The sequence below is a fragment of the Plantactinospora sp. CA-290183 genome (genome assembly GCF_050936375.1).
Taxonomy (GTDB): domain Bacteria; phylum Actinomycetota; class Actinomycetes; order Mycobacteriales; family Micromonosporaceae; genus Plantactinospora.
In genome coordinates this window covers 1-19,883 of the sequence record NZ_JBNJMX010000025.1, presented here as the reverse complement: position 1 = coordinate 19,883, position 19,883 = coordinate 1, and the positions used below count along the sequence as shown (strand labels likewise).

The window sequence follows — 19,883 nt, the reverse complement described above, 5'->3', positions numbered from 1 at the left end:
CTTCACTCCTTCACCGATCCGATCAGAACGCCCTTCGCGAAGTGCTTCTGCAGGAACGGGTACACCAGAAGGATCGGCGCCGTCGCGAGCACGACGACCGCGAACTTCAGGCCCTGCAGGGGAAAGATCGCCGAGCCCTGCTGGTTCAGCACGTTCTCCGAGTCCGAGTTCGGGGCGGTGAGCTGGCGGACCAACATCTGCAGCGTCCACTTGTTCTCGTCGTTGATGTAGAGCAGCGGCGACATGTAGTCGTTCCAGATGACGACCGCGTAGAACAGCGCGAACGTCGCGATGACGGGTTTGGACAGCGGCAGCACGATCCGCCAGAAGACACCGAACTCGTTACAGCCGTCGATCCGCGCCGCCTCCTCGAGTGCCTCCGGCAGCTCCTGGAAGAAGGCCTTGACGATGAGCAGGTAGAAGGGGTTGATGGCCAACGGCAGGATCAGCGCCCAGTAGCTGTCGAGCAGGCCGAGCTCGCGGACCACCAGGTAGGTCGGGATCATGCCGCCACTGAAGACCAGCGTGAAAAGGACGAGGTTGATGACCAGGGTGCGGCCCGGCAGGTGCCGCTTCGCCAGCGGGTACGCCATCGTGAGCGTGAGTGCCACCTGGACCACCGTGCCGACCAGGGTGACCCCGATGGTGGTGAGCAGCGCGCGGAAGAACACGTCGGTCGCGAACATGTAGTCGTACGCGTCCGTCACGAACCGCTCCGGCCACAGGAAGAACGGCCGCGAGTCGATCTCGGCCTCGGTGGCGAACGATCCGGCGAGGACGTAGAGCAGCGGGAGCACGGTGATGGCCGCGAGCGACAGGAGGACGAGGATGTTGAGGGCATCGAAGACCCGGCTGCCGAACGAGTCGTAGTGTCGGATCGACGGCCTGCGGCGTGCGGTGGCCTTCACCAGTGCCATTCCGGCGCCTCCTCAGTACAGTCCGCGCTGGCCGAGGCGCTTGGCCAGCCAGTTGGAGCCGACGATCAGGAACACACCGACCACGCCCTTGAAGAGGCCGACCGCGGTGGAGTAGCTGAAGGCACCCTGGGTGATGCCGATGTAGTACACGTACGTGTCGAAAACCTCCGACGTCGAGCGGTTGAGGGACGTCGTCATCAGCCAGATCTGCTCGAACCCGGAGTCCATCAGATTGCCCGACGTGAGGATGGCCATCACCACGATCGCCGGCCGGATCGCCGGCAGCGTGATGTGCCAGAGCTGGCGCCACCGCCCGGCGCCGTCGACGCGGGCCGCCTCGTAGAGCTGCGTGTCCACGCTCGCCAGGGCAGCCAGATAGATGATCGTCCCCCAACCGGTCTGTTTCCAGAGCAGCTGCAGGATGATGATCGGTCGGAACCACTCCTCCTGGGCCACGTAGTCCGCACGTTGCCCGCCCACGACATCGTGGATGAAGCCGGCCAGCACGCCGAAGTCCGCCGAGAAGAGCAGATACGTCAGTGACGCCACGATCGTCCACGACAGGAAGTGTGGGATGTAGATCAACGACTGGACCGAGCGCTGCACGATCCGGATGCGCAACTCGTTGAGCAACAGGGCGACCACGATCGGCGCCGGGAAGACGAACACCACGGTGAGCAGGGCCAGGATCAGCGTGTTGGCCATCAGGCGACCGAAGTCCGGGCCGGTGAACAGCTCCTCGAAGTGCTTGAGACCGACCCACGGACTGCCCGAGTACCCCAGGAACGGCACGTAGTCCTTGAAGGCGATGTGCAGGCCGTACATCGGCCAGTACTTGAAGACCAGGAAGTACGCCACGCCCGGCAGCAGCATCAGGTAGAGCCAGCGATTTCGCAGCAGCATCGCGAGGCGGCGGCCCGGCGTCTTCCGGGTAGCACGCCAGACCCGTGGCCGGGTGGCCCTCGGCGTGTCCGGCGCCACGCCGGGGACCAGATCGGTGGCCACAGCGGCCTCCCGTCGGGGGCGAGAAGGGCCCGGCCCGGGGACCGGGCCCTTCGGATCCGTCACTTGGGGAGCTTGGAAACCAGGTCGTTGACCTCCTGTGCCACCTGGGTGCCGCCGCTGTCGTACCAGCGCTTGACCTCGGCTCGCAGCTGCTCCTCGCTGATCGCGCCGGACAGGTACTTGATCCGTGCGTCGGGAATGATCAGGTCCAGCGTCTGGCCCTTCTCGACGGCCGTCGGCGCGACGACCGGGAGCGCCGGGTTGTGCACCGCCGTCTTCAGGTCCTCCTGCATCAGCGTTTCCCGCTGGTCGAACAGCTTCTGCTCGATCTCGTTGTCGAACTTGAACGGGTACTGGCCGGAGCCGACGCTGGCCCGGGTGCCCAACTGGATGAAGGCCTTGTCGACGTCGTTCTGGATGACCTTGACCTGGGCGTCGTCCTGGTTGATCAGGGCGGCCTTCCCGTCCTCGAGCCGGTAGTTGCGGCCTTCGATGCCGTTGGTCAGCAGGGCCGAGCCCTCCGGGGACTGGAGCTTGTCCAGCGTCTGGAGCACCTGTTCCAACTGCTCATCGGTCCGGATCCGCTGTTTCGAGATGGCCAGGACGTCGAGGTACCCGGTGAACGGCAGGGAGAACTTCTGGCCGTCGGACCGCTTCATGTTGCCCACCATGGCGACCTTGTCGAAGTCCTTCGGGTCCTGCTGCCTGAACCGGGTGGCCAGCTCGGTGCCCTTGACGTTGACATCGATGATCATGCCGCCCTTGCCCTGGACGAACGGGTCGATCCAACTGCCGGCGTCGAGCGTGGCGAAGTCCGGGTTGACCAAGCCCTCGTCGATCCACCTTTTCATGAACCGGTTGGCCTGGTAGAACTCCTCGGTGTCGAACCCGGGCACGAGCTTGCCGTCGCGCATACCCCAACCGTTGGGCGCACCGAACCACGTTTCCATCGTGTCGTACGGGCTGCTGCTCGCGTAGTTGCCGGGCCACTTCGGGATGATCAGTCCGTACGTGTCCTTCTTGCCGTTGCCGTCCGGGTCCTGCTCGGTGAACGCCTTGGCGATCCGGTACAGGTCGTCGACCGTTTGCGGCTCCGGCAGACCGACCTTCGCCAGCCAGTCCTTCCGGTACACGACGGCCGACCGCAGCAGCGGCCGTGTGCGGTAGATGCCGTAGGTCTTGCCGTTGACCATGACGTTGCGCGCGGTCCAGCGCCGTCTGGGGGCTCGAGGTTCCGCGGTACTTGCATCGAGGCTCGCCGGCCGAGTCCCAGGAAAGGCGCCGGCGTCGGCGGCCCGGATGAACGACGGGCTCTTCTCGTTCGCGACCACCAGGTCGGGGATGCTGCAGCTGGCGCAAAAAAAAAAAACGTGACGTTGAGCTTGTCGTTGTAGTCCGCGTTGGGTACCCAGGTGACGTCGAGCTTCTTGCCGATCAGCTTCTGGACGGCTTGCCGGTGCTCTTCGCCGCCGCCGCCCGGGTCGGGCGCGGTGCCGAACAGCTTGGTCATCACGGTGATCGTGTCGAGCGAGGCCGGCTCCTCCTCGTCGCCGCAGGCGGTGACGGCCAGGGCGGTGGTCAGGGCGAGTGCGGCGACCAGTAACCGCCGTGGCCGGGACACCATCTTCATGACAGTCCTTTCGCGTGTAGACGCGCCTCGTTCTCGGCGAAGAGGCGCAGACATAGCCAGGTGTCCAGCTGGATCCAGCCGCCGACGGCGACCACGAGCTGCCAAGGAGCCGGCGTACGTCGCGGTGGCGGTGCGCACGACAAGCCTGCGAAGGTGAACAGTGCGCGCGCAGCAGGACGGAGGCGGCCGGACGAGTGAGGGCAAACAGCGAGGCTTTGGGGAAGCTGCTGGACGTTCGCAGGTTGTAGTGCACGGACATGGGCAGCAGGTACGTCGCGATCACGACCAGGGCGAGGATTGCCGCGAAGGTGGCCAGCCGGAAAGCCGTCCCTGCCGATCCGAGTGAGGCGAAGTAGAAGTAGTTGAGGACGGTCGTCCCGGCCAGGGGAAGGACCAGGAGAGAGCCACGTCTGAACTCTCGTCGGTACACGGCGACGAATGCCGGCCAGGGACCTAATCGGCACACCTATGTTCCCGCCGACAGGGCTGCGGCCGGCGGCTGCTGGGCCCCGCTGGTCGGCGGGGCCGATCCCCAGGACCACGCCGCCCGCAAGCGTGAACACCAGCCAGAGCAGGTTGAGCTCAGCCGCCCAGAAGACCTCGTCGGCTGCCTCGTAGAACCTTGTCGCCCAACCAGCCGCGGTCGCTGCGCGTGGTCGATCGGATGGAGCAAACATGGGAGACGGAACTCGTTGCTGCACGCTGGCCTGCCTCGTGGCGAGCGGTTACAGATTCAAATGTGTGAGCGACCGTAGCTTTGAATCGTCTCAAAGTCAACGCCAGGAAAGGGGTTACCTCGAGGGCTGCCGCGGACTGTCTCCCCTAGTACTCCAACGTCATTTGATCTGCCGGCTGGCCTACTCGGCTAGCTCATGAAGAAGATCATGACCGCGAGGCTTGCCCCCATGGCCAGGTGCTCCCAACGGAGCAGGTCCGTGATCGGTCGATTGCGCAGCCGGACGAGTGCGGTCGCCATCCAGCAGAGGTAAGCCGCCGTGGCGGCGCGTAGCAACACGAGCGCCGCGTCATGGCCGGTGACGGTGCCGTGGCCCGTCCGGGGCCCGGCGGCCATGTGGTGGGTAGCCATCGACTCACCGTGTTGATGCATCAGCACGGCGAGCGCCATGAGCACGGCCCCGGCCATACGGTGCCACTCCACCTCCGGGCCGCGCTCGGTCGGACCGCCGACGACGATTGCCACCGCCAAGGCCAGGAGCAGCATCGTGCCCGCGTACTGCACAACCGGTGCGGCGTCGAGGGTCACCGCGACCATGACAGCCACCATCGCACCCGCAAGCATTCGGGCTCTGCGGGAAGCGCCCGCCCGCGGCACGACGCAGCAGCAGGCTGACACCGCGGCCGACCCGAGCATGATCACCTCGATCATCAGGACGTCATCGCGGTGCGACGCCGGGGCGTGACCATTGCGCGGTGGGGCGGCCGTTGAGACGCCACGGGTGCCCGGTGACCCGCGGCCAGCCTTCAGGCGAGTTCTCCCAGTTCTCTTGCCGGCCGTACACCGTGAGGTCCAGGGCGTGGTAGGTGGTCATCAACGCCTCCACGCCCCGCCCGGTGGTCCAGTAGGTCTCGTAGACCTCGTCGCCGTCGCGCAGGTAGCACGCGATGAACCCGAAGCCGCGACCGTCGGCCAGAGCCGGGTCGGAGTCTTTCGCCGAATACCAGGGGAACCTATAGCCCATGAACTCCGCGAACGGGGCACTTTCGTCGTAGGGACCCTGGCAGAACACGGCGTAGGTGACGTCCCGAGCGTGCAGGTAGTCCAGCATCTGCATGTGACAGGTCGAGAAGGTGCACCCCTCACACTGATGCTCGTACGGTTTGCCGTCGTGCCACATGTGGAAGTAGGCGATGAGCATCCGGCGGCCCTCGAACACCTCCACCAGCGGGGTGTCCCCGCCAGGGCCCCGCACCGTCACCGTCGGCATCAGGGTCATCGGCAGCTGACGACGAGCGGCTGCGATCGCGTCTCCTTCGCGGGTATGGGCCTTCTCCCGGACCAGCAGTTCGTTGCGCTCGCGCAGCCAGGTCTCCCGGTCGACGACCGGGGGCGCGGCGGCGCTGGACGCGGGGGTTGCCGTCATGGCTATCTCCTTCGTGGAGTGGGGATCGGTCACAGGTACAGACGACCGAGTCGGCGATCGTCATCGGTGACCGATGACGGATGGGGTCCGCGGTCGTCAGTACGGTTGTGAGCACTCAGCCCCGGGGAGATCACATGTCCGACTCGCCTGACGAGCAGGCGGTCTGGCTGCAGCGCGCCTTCGACGAGCACCGGCGTGAGCTACACGTGCACTGCTACCGCCTCGCCGGGAACGTCACCGACGCGGACGACCTGGTGCAGGAGACCTTCCTACGTGCCTGGCGGGCTCGCGACCGCTTCGAGGGGCGGGCGTCGGCGCGCACCTGGTTCTACCGGATCGCCACGAACGTCTTCCTCGACAGCCGCAAGGCGGCCGGTCACCGGACGGTACCGTATGGTGACCCGCTGGAGTGGTCCACCGAGCTCGGTCCCTATCCCGACGCCCTGCTGGCCGACGATCCGCAGACCGGTCTCGCCGCCCGGGAGACCGTCGAGCTGGCCGTGATCGCAGCGCTCATGTACCTGCCGCCGCGGCAGCGGGCGGCCTTCGTGCTGCGCGACGTCTACGGCTGGACGCCGCAGGAGATCGCCGCCGCGCTCGACACCGCCGTAGCGGCCGTCAACAGCCTCCTCCAGCGGGCCCGCCACACCCTCCGGCGGCGCGCTCCGTCGGACCCGAAGGACTGGCGCCGCCCGCAGCTCACCAGCGAGGACGAAGAGATCCTGCGCCGCTACGCCAACGCGAAGGACCCGGAGACGATCCGGGCACTGCTCGCCGAGGACGTACGGATCACGATGCCGCCCGAGCCGCCGGTCGTCGGGATCGACGCGGCCGCGGAGTTCCTTGGCCGACCGCTCGACTGGCGTACGTTCCCCACCTCGGCCAACGGGCGCCCGGCACTGATCAACTATCTCCGCCGGCCCGGCAGCCCGCACTACGAGGCGTTGGTCGTCGACGTACTCCGGATCGAGAACGGGAAGATCGTAGAGAGCAACGCCTTCATCGGTGCCCGTCACGTCGCCGCCTTCAGCATGCCCGCCACGCTCGAGCCCTAGACGAGTAAGTCTCAAGCTCAGTGGCCGAGTCTGCGCTTGTAGTGGGATCGCCGGGCTCGGACTTGGGATGTTCGTCGCCAGGTGGACCAGTGCAGGGTGTGCGCTGGGGGTAGTGGCAGGGCGAGGACGAAGGCGCTGAGGAGTCGGCGGATCTCGGCGACGGTCAACGCGATGATCTCCGGGTCGGGGTCGGGCTGCTGCGCGGTGGTGGCGGCGAGGAGGGTCAGGACGGCCAGGGCGAGCATGGCCAGGGTGATGAACCGGTGCCAGCCGGTCCAGCCGCGGACCTGGTAGTGGTCAAGGCCGACCTGGCCTTTACCGGTCTGGAACAACTCCTCGATGCTCCAGCGGGAGCCGGCGACGGTCACGAGGGTGTGTAGCGGCACCGTGCGAGGTGACCAGCACAGGTAGAAGGCCAGCTCGCTGGTGGTGCGGTTGCGGCGGATGAGCAGCCACCGGTGCTCACCGGGGCTGGTGGCGGTGGTGACCCAGGCCCACAGATAGTCGCAGGGACCTTTCGCTCCCGGCCCGCAACTATGCTGCTGCCACTCACAAACCATCGATGATCAACGCGGTGGCCGTCGTCATGCTGACGCCACGCCCAACGCCGAAACCAAGTGACGTTGGAGTACTAGCTGGGTCCCCGCCCGCGGTGCGACCCGAACCGGTGCGCGAACCGCGGCAGCGGCTTGTCCGGACCCGCCCGCCACCCGACGATGTAATCGGCCAACACAAGCGCGATAGCGTGCCCAGCCCGCCACGAAGGGGCATCAGACACGAAGTGCGATCATCTGGCAGGTCGGGCGACTATCATCGATGCTGATAGCTGTCGCATCGGCACGGGCAGGACGTCGGCCATGCCGCTGACGTACCCTGACGCCAGGAACCGCAGGTACGGCTGAGTACTAGCCGGTCGCCGCCCGACGCCGGTCGTTCGCCCTCATGTGGTCGACGACCAGGAACACCACGCTGCCGAGCAGGGGAACCAGCAGGATCACGACCACCCACAGGACGCTCTGGCCGAAGCTCCACCGCCGGCCGATGACCGCGTACAGCAGGGCCGTGAGGACCAGTGCGCTCGCGGCGATCATCAGGATGACCCTCACCGTGTCCACGGTCGACCTCCTCCGCGCTCGGTACCGCCACCCTAACGCCACTTCGCCGGATCGGCGGCCACCGATCCGGGCGGGGTGCCGCGCGCCTGACCGAGCGTCAAGGTGACACGCCCTACGCCAGATCCACCCAGCACACACTCTGGCCGGCAGAAGCGACGACGCTTTACGTCTCCAACCGGATCCGCGAGATGGAAGGCCCGGATCACGCCGAGCATCGTTCGCGCCCAGCGGTCCACCGGAGCCGGCATGCGCAGCTTCTTCCGCACAGGCGGCGAACATTGCCGAACTTCTATGAATTCAGGACCTGTACCTGGCGCCTGCCCGTAGGACTGCTCTACCGTCGCTGCATGGTCTCGCGTCGATCGGTCCTGCGGGCGGTACCGCTGGCGGTCGCTGCCCTCACCGCCGCCCCAGGCCCTCCCCGCTGGCTCGGCGGGTCGTCGACGTCGACGGATCCGGTGCGCGTACCTCCCGACCCGGCTACGGCGGGGGCCGCCGCGACTGCGGTACGCGGCTTCACGGCCGACCTCTACCGCACCCTGGCGTCGATCCATCCAGGCGGCAACGTGGTGTGCGCGCCGTACTCGGTCGGGCTCGCGCTCGCGATGACCAGGGCGGGCGCCGGCTCGACCACGGCGGACGAGATGGATGCCGTGCTCCACGCGCCGTATCCGCGACCCGGCGCGCTCGACAGCGGGTTCAACACCGTCGACCAGATGCTCGCCGGCCGGTACCAGGACGGCGACGGAACCAAAAGGGCCCGACTGACCACGGCCAACGCCCTGTGGACACGGTTCGATCTGGGTCTGCGACCCGGGTTCCGGGACATCCTGGCCGGCTACTACGGCGCCGCGCCGCACCCGGTCGACTTCCGTGGTACGCCGGAGGTGGCTCGTCAGGAGATCAACACCTGGGTGTCCGACCGGACCAACGCGAAGGTCCCGGAACTGTTGGGGTCCGGCGCCGTGAGCCCCGACACCAGCCTGATCCTCACCAACACGACCTATCTCATGGCGGCCTGGCGGTACCCGTTCGCCGCGACGGCCACGGCGGTGGGGCCGTTCACCCGGGATGACGGCAGCGTCGTCGACGTCGCGATCATGCGCGCGTCGTTCAACAGGATGGGCTACCTGGAGGGGGACGGGTGGCGTGCGGTCGACGTGCCTTACGCGGGCGGCGAGCTGGCCATGGCCATCGTCATGCCGACCCGGGACGATCTCGCCGCGGTCGAGGCGAATCTCGATGTGACCTGGCTGAGCGCGTTGTTGACCGGGTTCCGGATGACCGATGTCCGGCTGCACCTGCCCCGGTGGACGTTCCGCCTGCCGGCCGAGCTGGGTGCCGCGCTGGGCAGCCTCGGCATGCCCACGGCGTTCACGCCGCGGGCCGACTTCACCGCCATGAGCACCGACCCGGCCCTGTACGTCGACGACGTGGTGCACGAGACCTTCATCGCGGTGGACGAGAAGGGTACCGAGGCCGCAGCCGCGTCGGCCGTCATCATCCCGCCGCCGTCGGTCCCGCAAGGGCCGCAGTTCTTCGTCAACCGGCCATTCCTGTACGTCATCCACGACCAGCTCACCGGCGTACCGCTGTTCATCGGCCGGGTCCACGACCCGCTGGTCACCGGCCCGCCCTGACCGGACCGGGATCGGTCGAGATCTTCGGTTGACCCGCGCTGTGAGTCGGGAAAGACTCGTCACTTCGTGTAACGAGCGAATCGCGGCATTAGCAGGCACTGCCGCCGTCCCGACAACATCGCAGCTGAGCACCGGCGACGCCAGCCGAGCCGGAACGTGTGGGTGTTCTGGTGTCCATCGACCTGCTTTCAGGGGTTGAGGTATGCGAGGACGGCGAGGACACGGCGGTTGTCGTCGTCGGAGGGTGGCATGTCTAGTTTGGTGAGAATGTTGTTGATGTGCTTGCTCACGGCTTTCTCGGTGATCCGGAGTTTGGCCGCGACCGCGGCGTTGGAGCGGCCTTCAGCCATCACGCCGAGCACCTCGCGTTCCCGGGCGGTGAGCACCGCGAGTGGCTCCCGGCGGGCGAGCAGTTGCGAGATCACTTCGGGGTCCATGGCGGTGCCGCCGCCGGCGACCCGGCGGACGGCGTCGACGAACTCGCCGACGTTCGACACGCGATCCTTGAGCAGGTAGCCGACACCGCCGTGCGGGGTGCCGAGCAGTTCGCGGGCGTACAGGGGCTCGACGTGTTGGGAGAGCATCAGGATCGGCAGGCCGGGGATCTGGGTGCGGGCCGCGATCGCGGCCTGCAACCCTTCGTCGGTGAAGGTCGGGGGAAGGCGGACGTCGATGACCGCCACTTGTGGCTTGTGTGTGATCAGGGCGGGCAGCAGCGCCGGGCCGTTGTCGACCGCTGCGACGACGTCGAAGTCGAAGGCCTGTAGGAGCCGGGTCAGCCCGTCACGGAGGAGGGCATGGTCCTCGGCGATGACAACGCGCACGGCAACTCCATGGTGATGACGGTGGGTCCCCCGGGCGGGCTGGACAGCGTGATCGTGCCATCGAACGCGGCGAGCCGGCGCCGGATCCCGCGCAGCCCGGTCCCGGCCGTGGGGTCGGCGCCTCCTGACGCCGTCGTCCGCCACCACCAGGCTGAGCCGTCCCCGGTGGTGACTCAGCCTGACCCGGGCCAGCTTCGCCCGGCTGTGCCGGACCACGTTGGCGAGCGACTCCGCCACCGCGAAGTAGGCCGCCGACTCGACCGGCGCCTCCGGCCGGCCCGGCAGGTCGGCCTCGACCGTGATCGGTACCGGGAGGCTGAGTGCCAGCGCGCGGACCGCGCCGTCGAGGCCGCGCTCGGCGAGCACCGGCGGGTGGATGCCGCGGACCAGGGCCCGCAGCTCGCCGAGGGCCGTCCCGCTGGAGTCCCGCGCCTCCGCCAGCAGTCGCTGCGCGGCGTCGGGGTCGCGGGCCATCAGCGCCTCGGCGAGCCCGATGTTCATGCTCAGCGCCACCAGCCGGGCCTGGGCGCCGTCGTGCAGGTCGCGCTCGATGCGGCGCAGCTCCGCCGCCTGGGCGTCCACGGTGTCAGCGCGGGTCACCGTCAGCTGCGTGACGCGCAGCCGGAGTTCGGTGGACCTGGTCGGCGCGAGGAAGAGCCGGGCGAAGTGTGCGTCGACGCGGCGCAGCCACGGCGCCACCCACAGGCCGCCGGCGAGGATGACGGCGCCTTGCGGCAGGCAGAGCAGCGCGTCGCTGAACGTGTCGATGGACCAGACGGCGCCGTACCCGTACCAGCCGGTGCCGAGCCAGATCCACAGCGGTGTCAGCGTCAGACCCGCGAGCCCGTACAACGGTACGACCACGCAGATCGTCCCGAGCGTGAGTCCGACGATCGCGCCGGGCACGAGCCAGGCGAGGTCGCGCCAGGTGGCCGGGTCGGTCACGGTCCACCGGAAGCGCTGCCAGCCACCGGCCACGGCCCCCGCCGGGGGCGGATGGTACGGGCGTGTCACCAGGACACCGGTCCGTGAGGCACGTCTGCGCTCAAGATCGGCGCGCATCCGAACCAGCGTCATCGTCCAGGGCACCAACGCCAGACCGAGGAACGGCACCGGAGTCAGGGCCAACGCGACAACGGACACCGCGAGCAGCGGCACGTTGGTGAACGCCAGGCCGATCCCGGCCATGCCGGCCAGCACGGAACGCGCGCCGCTGCGGGCCCACCGGCCCAACCCTTCGCCAGTCCCGGCCACGTCCACAGGTCATATTGTGCCCGCGGATCCACGGCTCAATCGTGGTGCTAGCACCTCCGCGCTGGAGGACGTAGCGCTCCTGACGATCCAGGCGCCGAGCGGTTTGATAGAAGCATGACAACCACCGTGATGCCGTCCCGGAAAGCGGCTGGCAGCGACTTCGCCGCCCTGTCGCGCCGGATCAGCGGCGAGGGGCTGATGCAGCGCCGGCCCGCCTACTACATCGCACGGCTGACCGTCGTCGCGCTCATGTTCCTCGGCGGTTGGACCGCGTTCTTCCTCATCGGCTCGTCATGGTGGCAGTTGGTGACAGCAGCGTTCCTCGCCGTCACCTTCACCCAGGTCGCGCTCGTGGCGCACGACCTGGCACACCGCCAGGTGTTCCGCACCAAACGCCCCGGCGAATTCGCCGGACGGCTGGCTGGGAACCTCGGCGTCGGAATGAGTTACGGCTGGTGGATGGACAAGCACACCCGTCATCACAACAATCCCAACCATGACGACCTCGACCCGGACGTGGCGCCCGAGGTGCTCATCTGGGCCACGGAGTCGGCCATCGGCCGGCGCGGGTTGAAGGGCTTCATCACCCGGCACCAGGCCGTGCTGTTCTTCCCGCTTCTCGCCCTGCTCGCCGCCGACCTGAAGGTGTCCAGCATCAAGGCGTTGCGCAACGGAACGGTCAAGCGCCCCCGTCTGGAATACGCACTGCTGATCCTGCACGCCGTCGGCTACCTCTCGGCACTGCTGATCGTCCTCTCGCCGCTACAGGCCATCGCCTTCCTGCTGGTACACCAGGCACTGTTCGGCGTCTACCTCGGCATGACATTCGCACCCAACCACAAAGGCATGCCGCACCCGACCGGCGAGGAGGACTTCCTCCGCAAGCAGGTGCTGACCTCCCGTAACGTCCGGGGCGGCTGGCTGACCGACGCGGCGCTGGGTGGCCTGAACTACCAGATCGAGCATCACCTGTTCCCCGGCATGCCGACCCCCAACCTGCGTAAGGCCCAGCCGATCGTGCAGGCATACTGCGCGGAAATCGGCGTCGCCTACGAACAGACCAGCCTCATCACCTCCTACCGTCAAGCCCTGCGATATCTGCACCAGGTCGGTGCACCGGCCCGCGCCGAACACGCGGCACGCTAAGCGCTGACCTGCCACCAGCCGACTTCGAAACCCCGCACCAACCCGCCGAATCCCGCCTCACCGAGGCGACGTCCCACCCCATTCAGCCGCTAGGAAAACCGGGGCGGTTCAACCGCGGCCGCCCCCGGCCATCGGGTGCGGACCGGCCCCACCCGATGCCGTGCCCGCGCGACGTGCTGCTGCCCATCGCGCGGGCACGTCCACCGACCTGGTCCGCCACCCGCCGACCGGTTCTGTTTATCGTCTCGACGCGTGCAGCGCGGCCAAGGCCGCTCTTTCGAGCAGGCGGAAACCGCAGGATCCGGCGATCGCCACGGCCTGCTCGGCGGCGTAGCTCGCCGAGACCGGGTCACCGGCGGAGAGCCGGGCGGTGGCGAAGCCGACCAGTGCCCGTGCCTCCACGAACGGGTAGGCGTTGTGCGCGATCGTCACGCAGTGCTCGAACCACTGGGCGGCGGCCGTCGCGTCTCCGAGCGCGAGGTATGCCTGGGCCGCAGTGGCCGCGGTCTGTGCCGTGGCCTTCCTGTCGCGTACCGCGATCGCCAAGTCGTGCGCCCGCCTCGCCACCTCCAGCGCGGTGGCGGCGTCGCCACGCTGGAGGTGCAGCTGACTCAGCTCGTCCAAGGTGGACATCTCGCCGCGCAGGTTCGACGTGCTCCGGTACGCCGCGAGCACGGTGGTGAGCAGTTCGGAGGCACGCGCCTCCGCACCGAGCTGACGTAGCGCGCTCGCCAGGTTGCCCCGATTGGCCAGCGCCGACGTCTCCCGGCCGGTCGCCTCGTTGATCTCCAGCGCCGCGTTGAGTAGGTCGACGGCGTCCCGCAGCTCGCCCTGGCACAGCCGCATCACCCCGAGTCCGTTGAGCGCGACCGCCCGCACGTGACCGAGCTGGTCGTCCTCGGTCAGCTCAAGCGCTCGGCGCAGCCACTCCTCCGCGTCGGTGAGCTTGCCCTGCTCCAGATAGAGCCACCCGATGTGATGGGACAGGTACGCCGCGGCCGTCGTCCAGCCGGTGGTGACCGCGAGCTGCTCGCCGGCGAGGCAGTCGGACAGCGCCTCCTCGTCCCGGGCGACCGACCACAGCGCCTGAGCGCGGCTGATCAACATCGCGGTCCGCGCGACGTCATCGCGGGCTCTGTCGGCCGCGTTCAGACCTGCCTCCGCCGCGGGCAGCGCGCCGTCGATGTGCCGGCGGATCAGGAAGTAGCCGCGGAGCTGGTCGGTGATCCGCCAGGCCAGCGAAGGGTCGGCGGACCCGGCCGCGTGCCTGACAACGGCGAGCAACGCGGGCAGCTCGACGTCCAGCCAGGCGAGCGCGTCGGCTTCGGTGGCGAAGAACGTCTCCCGCTCGGCATGCGTGTCGAGCCGGACGAGCTGCGGGTACACCCATTCCATCGCGGCCGTCACCGCGTCGGCGTACCAGCTGTACAGCCGGGCGCGTGCCGGTTCGCCCTCGGCGTCGTCGGCGAGTAGTCGGCGGGCGTACAGGCCGAGCAGGTCATGGAACCGGTAGCGGTCCCTCGTGTACTGCATCAGCATGTTCGCCTCGAGCAGGTCCTCCAGTACGCGGTCAGCCTCGGCCGCCGGCATCCCCAGCAGGACACCGGTGCCATCGGCGCCGAAGTCGTCACCCGGGTGCATGCTGCACAACCGGAACGCCCGCTGGGCCACGGTACTCAGGTCCGCGTAGCTGAGCTGGAAACTGCTGAGCATGCTCGACTCACCGGTGGACAGCTCGGTGAGTCTGCGGTTGTCGTCCTGCAGCCGGCGAGTCAGGTCGCCGATGGTCCATGCCTGCCGGGTGGCCAGCCTCGCGCTTGCGATGCGCAGCGCGAGCGGCAGCCGTGCGCAGGCCTCAGCGAGCGCGGCCGCCCCGTCGGGATCGGCGCTGGTCCGCTGCGATCCTGCGGTCGCGGCGATCAGGGCGATCGACTCCTCCGGGTTGAGCGGTTCGAGGTCGATGACACTCGCACCGGCAAGGCCAGGCATCCGGCGTCGGCTGGTAATGATCAAGTCGCTGCCGCCCGTTCCTGGCAGCAGGGGCCGGACCTGGCCGGCGCCATGTGCGTTGTCCAGGAGCACCAGCATCCGCCGGTTGGCGAGCTCGCTGCGGAACAACGCGGCCGCCTCGTTCTCGTCGGTCCCGATCTGCCTGCTCGGCACGCCGAGCGCGCGCAGGAACCGGCCGAGCACCCGCATCGGTTCCGGTGCGGTCGCGCTGGTGCCACGCAGGTCGGCGTAGAGCTGACCATCGGGATATTTGGCGCGCAACCGGTGTGCGGCGGCGAGCGCGAGAGCGGTCTTACCAACTCCGGCGATGCCGGCAACCAGCACGATTCGGGACGGGGTCGGTCCGGACTCCTGGCCCGTCCTGGCGAGCGCAGCCTCGATCCTGGCTATTTCGTCCGACCTGCCGACGAAGTCCGGTGGCGCGGCGGGTGCCTGCTGGATCGCCGTCCACCCCATCGTCCGTCCGACGTGCCGATGCTGCTGCCGGAGCACCGCGATCTGGGCGGACCGCAGCCGCTCGCCGGGATCGATGCCGAGCTGGTCGGCGAGTGCGGACCGAATCCGGTCGTACGCCGCGAGTGCCTCTGCCTGCCGGCCGCTCGCGGCCAGGGTCAGGATCAGCTCTACATGCAGCGGTTCGTCCAGCTCACGCCGATTCGCAAGCTCTCGCACCGGTTTGAGGGCCCGTTCTGGTTTGCCGAGACCGCGCGCCAGCGCGGCGAACGTCTGGACGGTGGTGGCGTACTCGGTGGCTATCGCGGTGTAGAGCGGGCTCGACGCCACCCGCTCCGCGTCGATGTCACCGCGCCACAGTGCGACGGCCTCGGCGAGCTGGTGCAACGCCTCCTCCGGCGCGTCGTACGCCGCCCGCCTGGTGAGATCGCGGAACGTCAGCAGATCCAGGTGGTCGGCGCCGACCGCGAGCCGGTACCCGGCCTGGCCGCCGACGAGCACGTTGTCGGTTCGCCCGTCGGCGGTCAGCAGCCGCCGTAACCTGGCGACGTGCGTGTGCAGCAGCCTCGCCGTGTTCTGGGCTTTGCTGTGCTGCCACAGAAGTTCGACGAGTTCGTCCTGCCCGACCGCTGCGCCGGCGCCGAGCGCGAGCCGCGCGAGCAGCGTGCGTTGGATGTCGGAGCCGAGGGATGCCTGGACGTCGCCGTGCCAGACCTCGATCGGACCGAGCACCCGGATGCGCAGCGGGCCGCCATGGACCGGACCGGCTTCGGCGCGTTGTGCACGATGGGCCTCGGCGGCGGCGTGAAGTTGCTCGACGTCGCGCCCGCTCAACCCGAGTGCGGTGGCGATGGCCTGGACCGAGTGTTGCTTCGGGCTTCTCGTCCTGCCCTGTTCCAGATCGCGGATCGCGCCCGCGCTCACGCCCGCCCGACCGGCGAGTTGCCGTTGCGTCATCCCGGCTCGGCGGCGATAGGCTCGGAGCAGTCCGCCGAGGCTTGTCGCCGTCACTCGCGCCTACACCGGGTGACCAGACCGTTGAGCTGCGATCTTCGGGGCACCAAACGATTCTAGTGCGTGCCTCGTCCGTGACGGATGATCGTGCGACCCGTCGCTTCCGGCGGTGCTCCGAAAGGCTGTCTCCTGACGATCGTCCTGCGGACGGTGGCGGCTGGTGGGTAGCCGCCCTGGAGTGTTCGTCCGGCAGGCGTTCGGCCGAAAGGGCTCAGGACCGCCCGGCGTACTGATTCCCGTGATCACAATGGCCATGACCAGGACGGACGAGGTCTCCCGGCAACCGCGGTCGTCGTAGGCGGCGATGTCGTCCTCTGGCGCGTGCGGCGGCCAGTGCGGCGGTGTGGGCGAGGTAACCGAGGAGCGGACGACCACGCGGGGCGGATGAGGGCCGACACCGCCGTCGCGGCGCTGGCCTGGCCGATCTGCGCCGGTCGGCAGGTGGCGTCGGCAGGAGATCCGCCGCCTCGGGTGGGCGGGTGTCCAGTACGGGCGGCGTACCCGGCGGTACGGGCGGAGTACGGACAGGGAAGCGCCACTGACGATGGCTACCTTTCGCCAGCCGCCAGGAGAAACCGGGCGAGCGCCGTCGGAACGACAGGGGACGTGATGAGGACGGCGGTTGCGCGGCGATCGCCGCGTCCGACAGACAACCGGTCTCGATCAGCAGCGACGACGGTGGTGTGCGCGGCACTCGTGTCGCTCGCCACGAGCGTGCTATGGCCGATGTCGTCCGCTTCGGCCGATGTCGCGACGAGCGCGGCGATGCTGTGCGATGTGGACCTCGAATACGGCGAGTCGGGAAGCTGCGTCGAGCGGTTGCAGCGGCGGCTCAACGAGTTGGGCCTCAACTGCGGCAATCAGCTCGGCACCGACGGCGTGTTCGGTGCGGCGACGCGGATGCGGGTCTTCGCGTTTCAGGGACGCAACCGGCTGACGATGACCGGGGACGTCGGGTCGGTGACCCGTTCGAGTACCTGCCGGGAGCGACCTTGGCGGTGCAGGTCGACAACGCGCTGAGCTCGGCGGACAACATTCACGCCGCCTATGACCTGTACCGGGCCCGCGGCTGGCAGCCGTGGACGTGCGGTAACGCGTGACCTTGATTTCACGATGAGAGGAATCTTGCTATGAAGGGGAAACACGTGAAAACCAGAATCACGACGTTGATGATGTCCTTCGTCGTCGCGGTCGCCGGCGCCATCTTCGTGGCGGCACCTTCGGCGTCTGCCGACGGTCTGAGCAACCCCAGTGGCACGCTCAGCGTCTCCTGCGCGGGGGCCGAGGCCTTCATTCAGGTCGACTGGAAGGCCGGCGACAAGGTGACCGTCCGCTGGCGTGTCGAGGACACCGGCACGGCGAGCGAAATCTCCCCGGTGCTCCGGATCCAGGCCCACGACGCCGACCACGGCGCCGCACCGTTCATCTTCCCCAGTGGCGACCCCTTCTTCGTCCTCCGAGGCGGCAACGGTCACCACGAGGTCGGGCTCAAGTCCGACTGGAACCCCGACAACATCCCCAATATCAACCACCTCAGGGTGAGGGTCCAGAACGGGACGACCGAGCAGGGGACCTTCTGCTTCGAGGAGAGGGAGATCTTCAACTGGACGATGATCGGTCACAAGAACGCCATGGCGAAGCTCGGCGCACCCTACGTTCTGGAGGGTGTAGGCCCAGGCTATGACTGCTCGGGCCTGGTCTACGCCTCCTACAACCCGATCGGCAACTTCCCCGGCTGGCCGGTCCGCCGCGCCGTCGACATGTGGAACTGGGCCAGGGACCACCAGTCCCCGGGGAAGTTCTACGCCAAGACGGTCGATTACCCGGACCTGAAGGTCGGTGACCTGATCTTCTACAAGACGACCAGCGAAGCCGTCGGCCACGTCGCCTTCTGGGAGGGGGACGGCCGGATCCTCGACGCTGCCGAACCGGGCACCACGGTCTCGGTCCGTGACGAAGGCGGCCTCCGCAACGTCCGCGTCGCGGCCTTCCGCATCCTCGGAGTCTCGACCGTCGCCAACGGATGACATCCGCAACAGCCGCGCCGGCAGCGCCTGGACCACCAGCTTCCACGACCCGTCCTGTCGTTCTCCAGAGCCCTCGGCCCGGCTCACCCTGTGAGGAGGTGAACGGTCCTGTCCGTCACGTCCGAGCTGCCGCGTTCGCAACGCCGCCCGACTCTGTTCGACGTGTTCGCCGGCATCTGCACCGCCGTGATCGGGCCCGCAACGGCCCAGCGGGGGTGGCCGTCGAGCACACCCCGGCCGGGCGAGCCGTGATGACCGCGGCCGCCGCACCGATCCGGGTCGACACCCTCGCCAACCTGAGCCGTCGGCGCGGACCGAATGTGTGGCACGGCGTCTCACTCGAACTCACGACGGCGTCGTGCCGACGACCCCGGGTCAGGGATCGTCGGCACCAGGCCCCGGACGAGCCCGTCCGAGTACGGCTGGTCTCGGACGGGCTCACGGAGGTTTTCCCGCTACTGGCCGTAGGCCTTCTCGGTCCAGCCGAGCGAGCCGAGCGAGCCGCCCTTGATGTCCGTGCCGACTCCGTCCGTCTTGTTGGCGTCGAAGTGCACGGAGGCCGCGCCGGCGGCGGTGATCCCGAGCAGCGGCCGACCATTGGGGTGTGCGTCACAGTATCCCGTGCTGAGGCTGGTGAAGGGTGCCCAGCCACTCGCCCGCAGCACCTTCGAGGTGATCGTCGTCGGGGTGGCCCGGTTGATCCGCCACTCCTTGAGCTCCCCGTTGGTCTTGGTACCGATCAGCACGTCCACGGCGGCGCTGCCCGTCCCGCCGCTGCGCTCGTAGGTCAGTGTGTTGACCGTGTCCCAGCCGGTGCTGGCCAGCTGCACCGGTGGCGAGAGCGTGAACACGTCGTTCACGTAGGTCTCTGTGTAGCGGTAGAGCGAACTGCCCGCCACACGGTAGAGGTACGGCGACGCCGATGCGAGGATGCGGGTGTTGGCGAACCCGATGGCGAAGTGGCCGGAGCTGAACGACATGATACGCCACTCGCCGTCGACCAACTCGCCCTGACGGCTCAGCTTGTAGAGCCGGCCGTCGGTCGGATGTGCGGCGTACTCCGTGCTGCGGAAGCTGGTGTCGTCACCGGAGGCGCCGATCTGCTGATGCGCCGTCGGCACCCAGCTCAGAATGTCGTTGGCGTAGGCCTTGGTGCTGGTCTGGCCGCCGGAGTACACGTAGGTGAGACGCTGCCCATCGGAGCGGTACGCCGCTGTGGAGACACTGCAGTCCGCGGGAACGTCACTGAGCGCCGCGCTCGCCGGCTGGGCGGGCACGACGACTCCGGTCACGGCGAAACCGGTCGCGACAGCGGTCAGCGCCCTCGCGGCGGTCACGATGGATTTGTGCATGGGGGAGTTCCTCCAGGTAGGGCAGGTTCGGGAGGGCCAGCTTCGAGCCGTCGGACGTCTCGTCCTCCGCGAACCACTGATCATTATGTTGAGCTGGACCCTTTCAGAGTCAGGTTGTCGGAGCGATGGCAACGGACGGGCCCGGCACGTCGGCCGGTCGGTGCCCGGTCTCGCGGCCGGGCCCCAGCAGGACGAGCCGAGGGTGGTCCCGCGGAGCACGGGAAAACGGTCCCGCCGGGCCTCGCACGTCGTCGCGCATCCAGGGCATGGGCGGTTCTCTCCGATGGGGCAGTACGGACGGTAGAACCGTACGTTGCTTACACAATCGCACAAGTGTGG

Annotated in this window: 15 protein-coding genes and 2 pseudogenes; 5 read left to right on the top strand and 12 right to left on the bottom strand. The window is 68.3% G+C overall.

Features of this window, described 5'->3' with window-relative positions; translation table 11 throughout:
- Positions 1–2 precede the first annotated feature (2 nt).
- From ACQEUR_RS22435 to ACQEUR_RS22410, 6 genes are all read right to left on the bottom strand, one after another.
- On the bottom strand, positions 3–917 hold the full coding sequence (locus ACQEUR_RS22435) for a carbohydrate ABC transporter permease (protein WP_433034491.1): 915 nt from the start codon (positions 915–917) through the stop codon (positions 3–5).
- Positions 918–929: 12 nt separating this feature from the next.
- Complete coding sequence (locus ACQEUR_RS22430) at positions 930–1,922, bottom strand: ABC transporter permease (RefSeq protein WP_433034489.1); 993 nt, start codon at positions 1,920–1,922, stop codon at positions 930–932.
- Positions 1,923–1,981: 59 nt separating this feature from the next.
- A complete protein-coding gene (locus ACQEUR_RS22425) occupies positions 1,982–3,253 on the bottom strand; it encodes an extracellular solute-binding protein (RefSeq protein ID WP_433034487.1) in 1,272 nt (423 codons plus the stop codon).
- Positions 3,254–3,548: 295 nt separating this feature from the next.
- Positions 3,549–4,229, bottom strand: coding sequence for a DUF624 domain-containing protein (locus tag ACQEUR_RS22420; RefSeq protein ID WP_433034485.1), 681 nt, complete (start codon positions 4,227–4,229; stop codon positions 3,549–3,551).
- A gap of 188 nt (positions 4,230–4,417) precedes the next feature.
- Positions 4,418–4,939, bottom strand: coding sequence for a hypothetical protein (locus ACQEUR_RS22415; RefSeq protein ID WP_433034483.1), 522 nt, complete (start codon positions 4,937–4,939; stop codon positions 4,418–4,420).
- Positions 4,940–4,946: 7 nt separating this feature from the next.
- Positions 4,947–5,654, bottom strand: coding sequence for a DUF899 family protein (locus ACQEUR_RS22410; protein ID WP_433034481.1), 708 nt, complete (start codon positions 5,652–5,654; stop codon positions 4,947–4,949).
- A gap of 134 nt (positions 5,655–5,788) precedes the next feature.
- On the opposite strand from ACQEUR_RS22410, the gene ACQEUR_RS22405 reads away from it, so the two are divergent.
- Complete coding sequence (locus ACQEUR_RS22405) at positions 5,789–6,709, top strand: RNA polymerase subunit sigma-70 (RefSeq protein WP_433034480.1); 921 nt, start codon at positions 5,789–5,791, stop codon at positions 6,707–6,709.
- A gap of 17 nt (positions 6,710–6,726) precedes the next feature.
- Here the strand turns inward: ACQEUR_RS22405 and ACQEUR_RS22400 are convergent.
- Positions 6,727–7,260 (bottom strand): annotated as a pseudogene (locus tag ACQEUR_RS22400) (IS701 family transposase); the annotation flags it as partial.
- A 354-nt stretch (positions 7,261–7,614) separates the two neighbouring features.
- Positions 7,615–7,824: a hypothetical protein gene (locus ACQEUR_RS22395; RefSeq protein ID WP_433034478.1), complete on the bottom strand. Its 210-nt coding sequence runs from the start codon at positions 7,822–7,824 to the stop codon at positions 7,615–7,617.
- 347 nt (positions 7,825–8,171) lie between these two features.
- On the opposite strand from ACQEUR_RS22395, the gene ACQEUR_RS22390 reads away from it, so the two are divergent.
- The gene (locus tag ACQEUR_RS22390; protein WP_433034476.1) at positions 8,172–9,464 is read left to right on the top strand and encodes a serpin family protein; all 1,293 of its coding nucleotides are present in this window, start codon (positions 8,172–8,174) and stop codon (positions 9,462–9,464) included.
- 188 nt (positions 9,465–9,652) lie between these two features.
- Here the strand turns inward: ACQEUR_RS22390 and ACQEUR_RS22385 are convergent, their stop codons facing one another.
- Together ACQEUR_RS22385 and ACQEUR_RS22380 are read right to left on the bottom strand one after the other, a co-directional pair.
- Positions 9,653–10,288, bottom strand: a complete 636-nt coding sequence (locus ACQEUR_RS22385) for a LuxR C-terminal-related transcriptional regulator (protein WP_433034542.1) — start codon at positions 10,286–10,288, stop codon at positions 9,653–9,655.
- A gap of 420 nt (positions 10,289–10,708) precedes the next feature.
- Positions 10,709–11,476: pseudogene (locus tag ACQEUR_RS22380) on the bottom strand (sensor domain-containing protein); the annotation flags it as partial.
- A 180-nt stretch (positions 11,477–11,656) separates the two neighbouring features.
- Between ACQEUR_RS22380 and ACQEUR_RS22375 the strand changes: the two are divergent.
- The gene (locus ACQEUR_RS22375) at positions 11,657–12,688 is read left to right on the top strand and encodes a fatty acid desaturase family protein (protein ID WP_433034474.1); all 1,032 of its coding nucleotides are present in this window, start codon (positions 11,657–11,659) and stop codon (positions 12,686–12,688) included.
- Between the two features lie 237 nt (positions 12,689–12,925).
- Here the strand turns inward: ACQEUR_RS22375 and ACQEUR_RS22370 are convergent, their stop codons facing one another.
- Entirely contained in the window at positions 12,926–16,162 is a 3,237-nt protein-coding gene (locus ACQEUR_RS22370; protein ID WP_433034472.1) for a BTAD domain-containing putative transcriptional regulator, read from the bottom strand.
- Positions 16,163–16,861: 699 nt separating this feature from the next.
- Here ACQEUR_RS22370 and ACQEUR_RS22365 point away from each other — a divergent pair.
- Both ACQEUR_RS22365 and ACQEUR_RS22360 read left to right on the top strand, forming a co-directional pair.
- Positions 16,862–17,185, top strand: a complete 324-nt coding sequence (locus ACQEUR_RS22365) for a peptidoglycan-binding domain-containing protein (RefSeq protein WP_433034470.1) — start codon at positions 16,862–16,864, stop codon at positions 17,183–17,185.
- Between the two features lie 110 nt (positions 17,186–17,295).
- Positions 17,296–18,192, top strand: coding sequence for a C40 family peptidase (locus ACQEUR_RS22360; protein WP_433034468.1), 897 nt, complete (start codon positions 17,296–17,298; stop codon positions 18,190–18,192).
- 455 nt (positions 18,193–18,647) lie between these two features.
- Here the strand turns inward: ACQEUR_RS22360 and ACQEUR_RS22355 are convergent, their stop codons facing one another.
- Positions 18,648–19,544 (bottom strand): hypothetical protein, encoded by an 897-nt coding sequence (locus ACQEUR_RS22355; RefSeq protein ID WP_433034466.1) that lies wholly within the window; start codon positions 19,542–19,544, stop codon positions 18,648–18,650.
- Positions 19,545–19,883 lie beyond the last annotated feature (339 nt).

Coding starts and splice junctions, on each gene's coding strand:
- ACQEUR_RS22435 (WP_433034491.1), bottom strand. CDS start 917: ATGGCACTGGTGAAGGCCACCGCACGCCGCAGGCCGTCGATCCGACAC.
- ACQEUR_RS22420 (WP_433034485.1), bottom strand. CDS start 4,229: ATGTTTGCTCCATCCGATCGACCACGCGCAGCGACCGCGGCTGGTTGG.
- ACQEUR_RS22415 (WP_433034483.1), bottom strand. CDS start 4,939: ATGATCGAGGTGATCATGCTCGGGTCGGCCGCGGTGTCAGCCTGCTGC.
- ACQEUR_RS22410 (WP_433034481.1), bottom strand. CDS start 5,654: ATGACGGCAACCCCCGCGTCCAGCGCCGCCGCGCCCCCGGTCGTCGAC.
- ACQEUR_RS22405 (WP_433034480.1), top strand. CDS start 5,789: ATGTCCGACTCGCCTGACGAGCAGGCGGTCTGGCTGCAGCGCGCCTTC.
- ACQEUR_RS22390 (WP_433034476.1), top strand. CDS start 8,172: ATGGTCTCGCGTCGATCGGTCCTGCGGGCGGTACCGCTGGCGGTCGCT.
- ACQEUR_RS22375 (WP_433034474.1), top strand. CDS start 11,657: ATGACAACCACCGTGATGCCGTCCCGGAAAGCGGCTGGCAGCGACTTC.
- ACQEUR_RS22360 (WP_433034468.1), top strand. CDS start 17,296: ATGAAGGGGAAACACGTGAAAACCAGAATCACGACGTTGATGATGTCC.
- ACQEUR_RS22355 (WP_433034466.1), bottom strand. CDS start 19,544: ATGCACAAATCCATCGTGACCGCCGCGAGGGCGCTGACCGCTGTCGCG.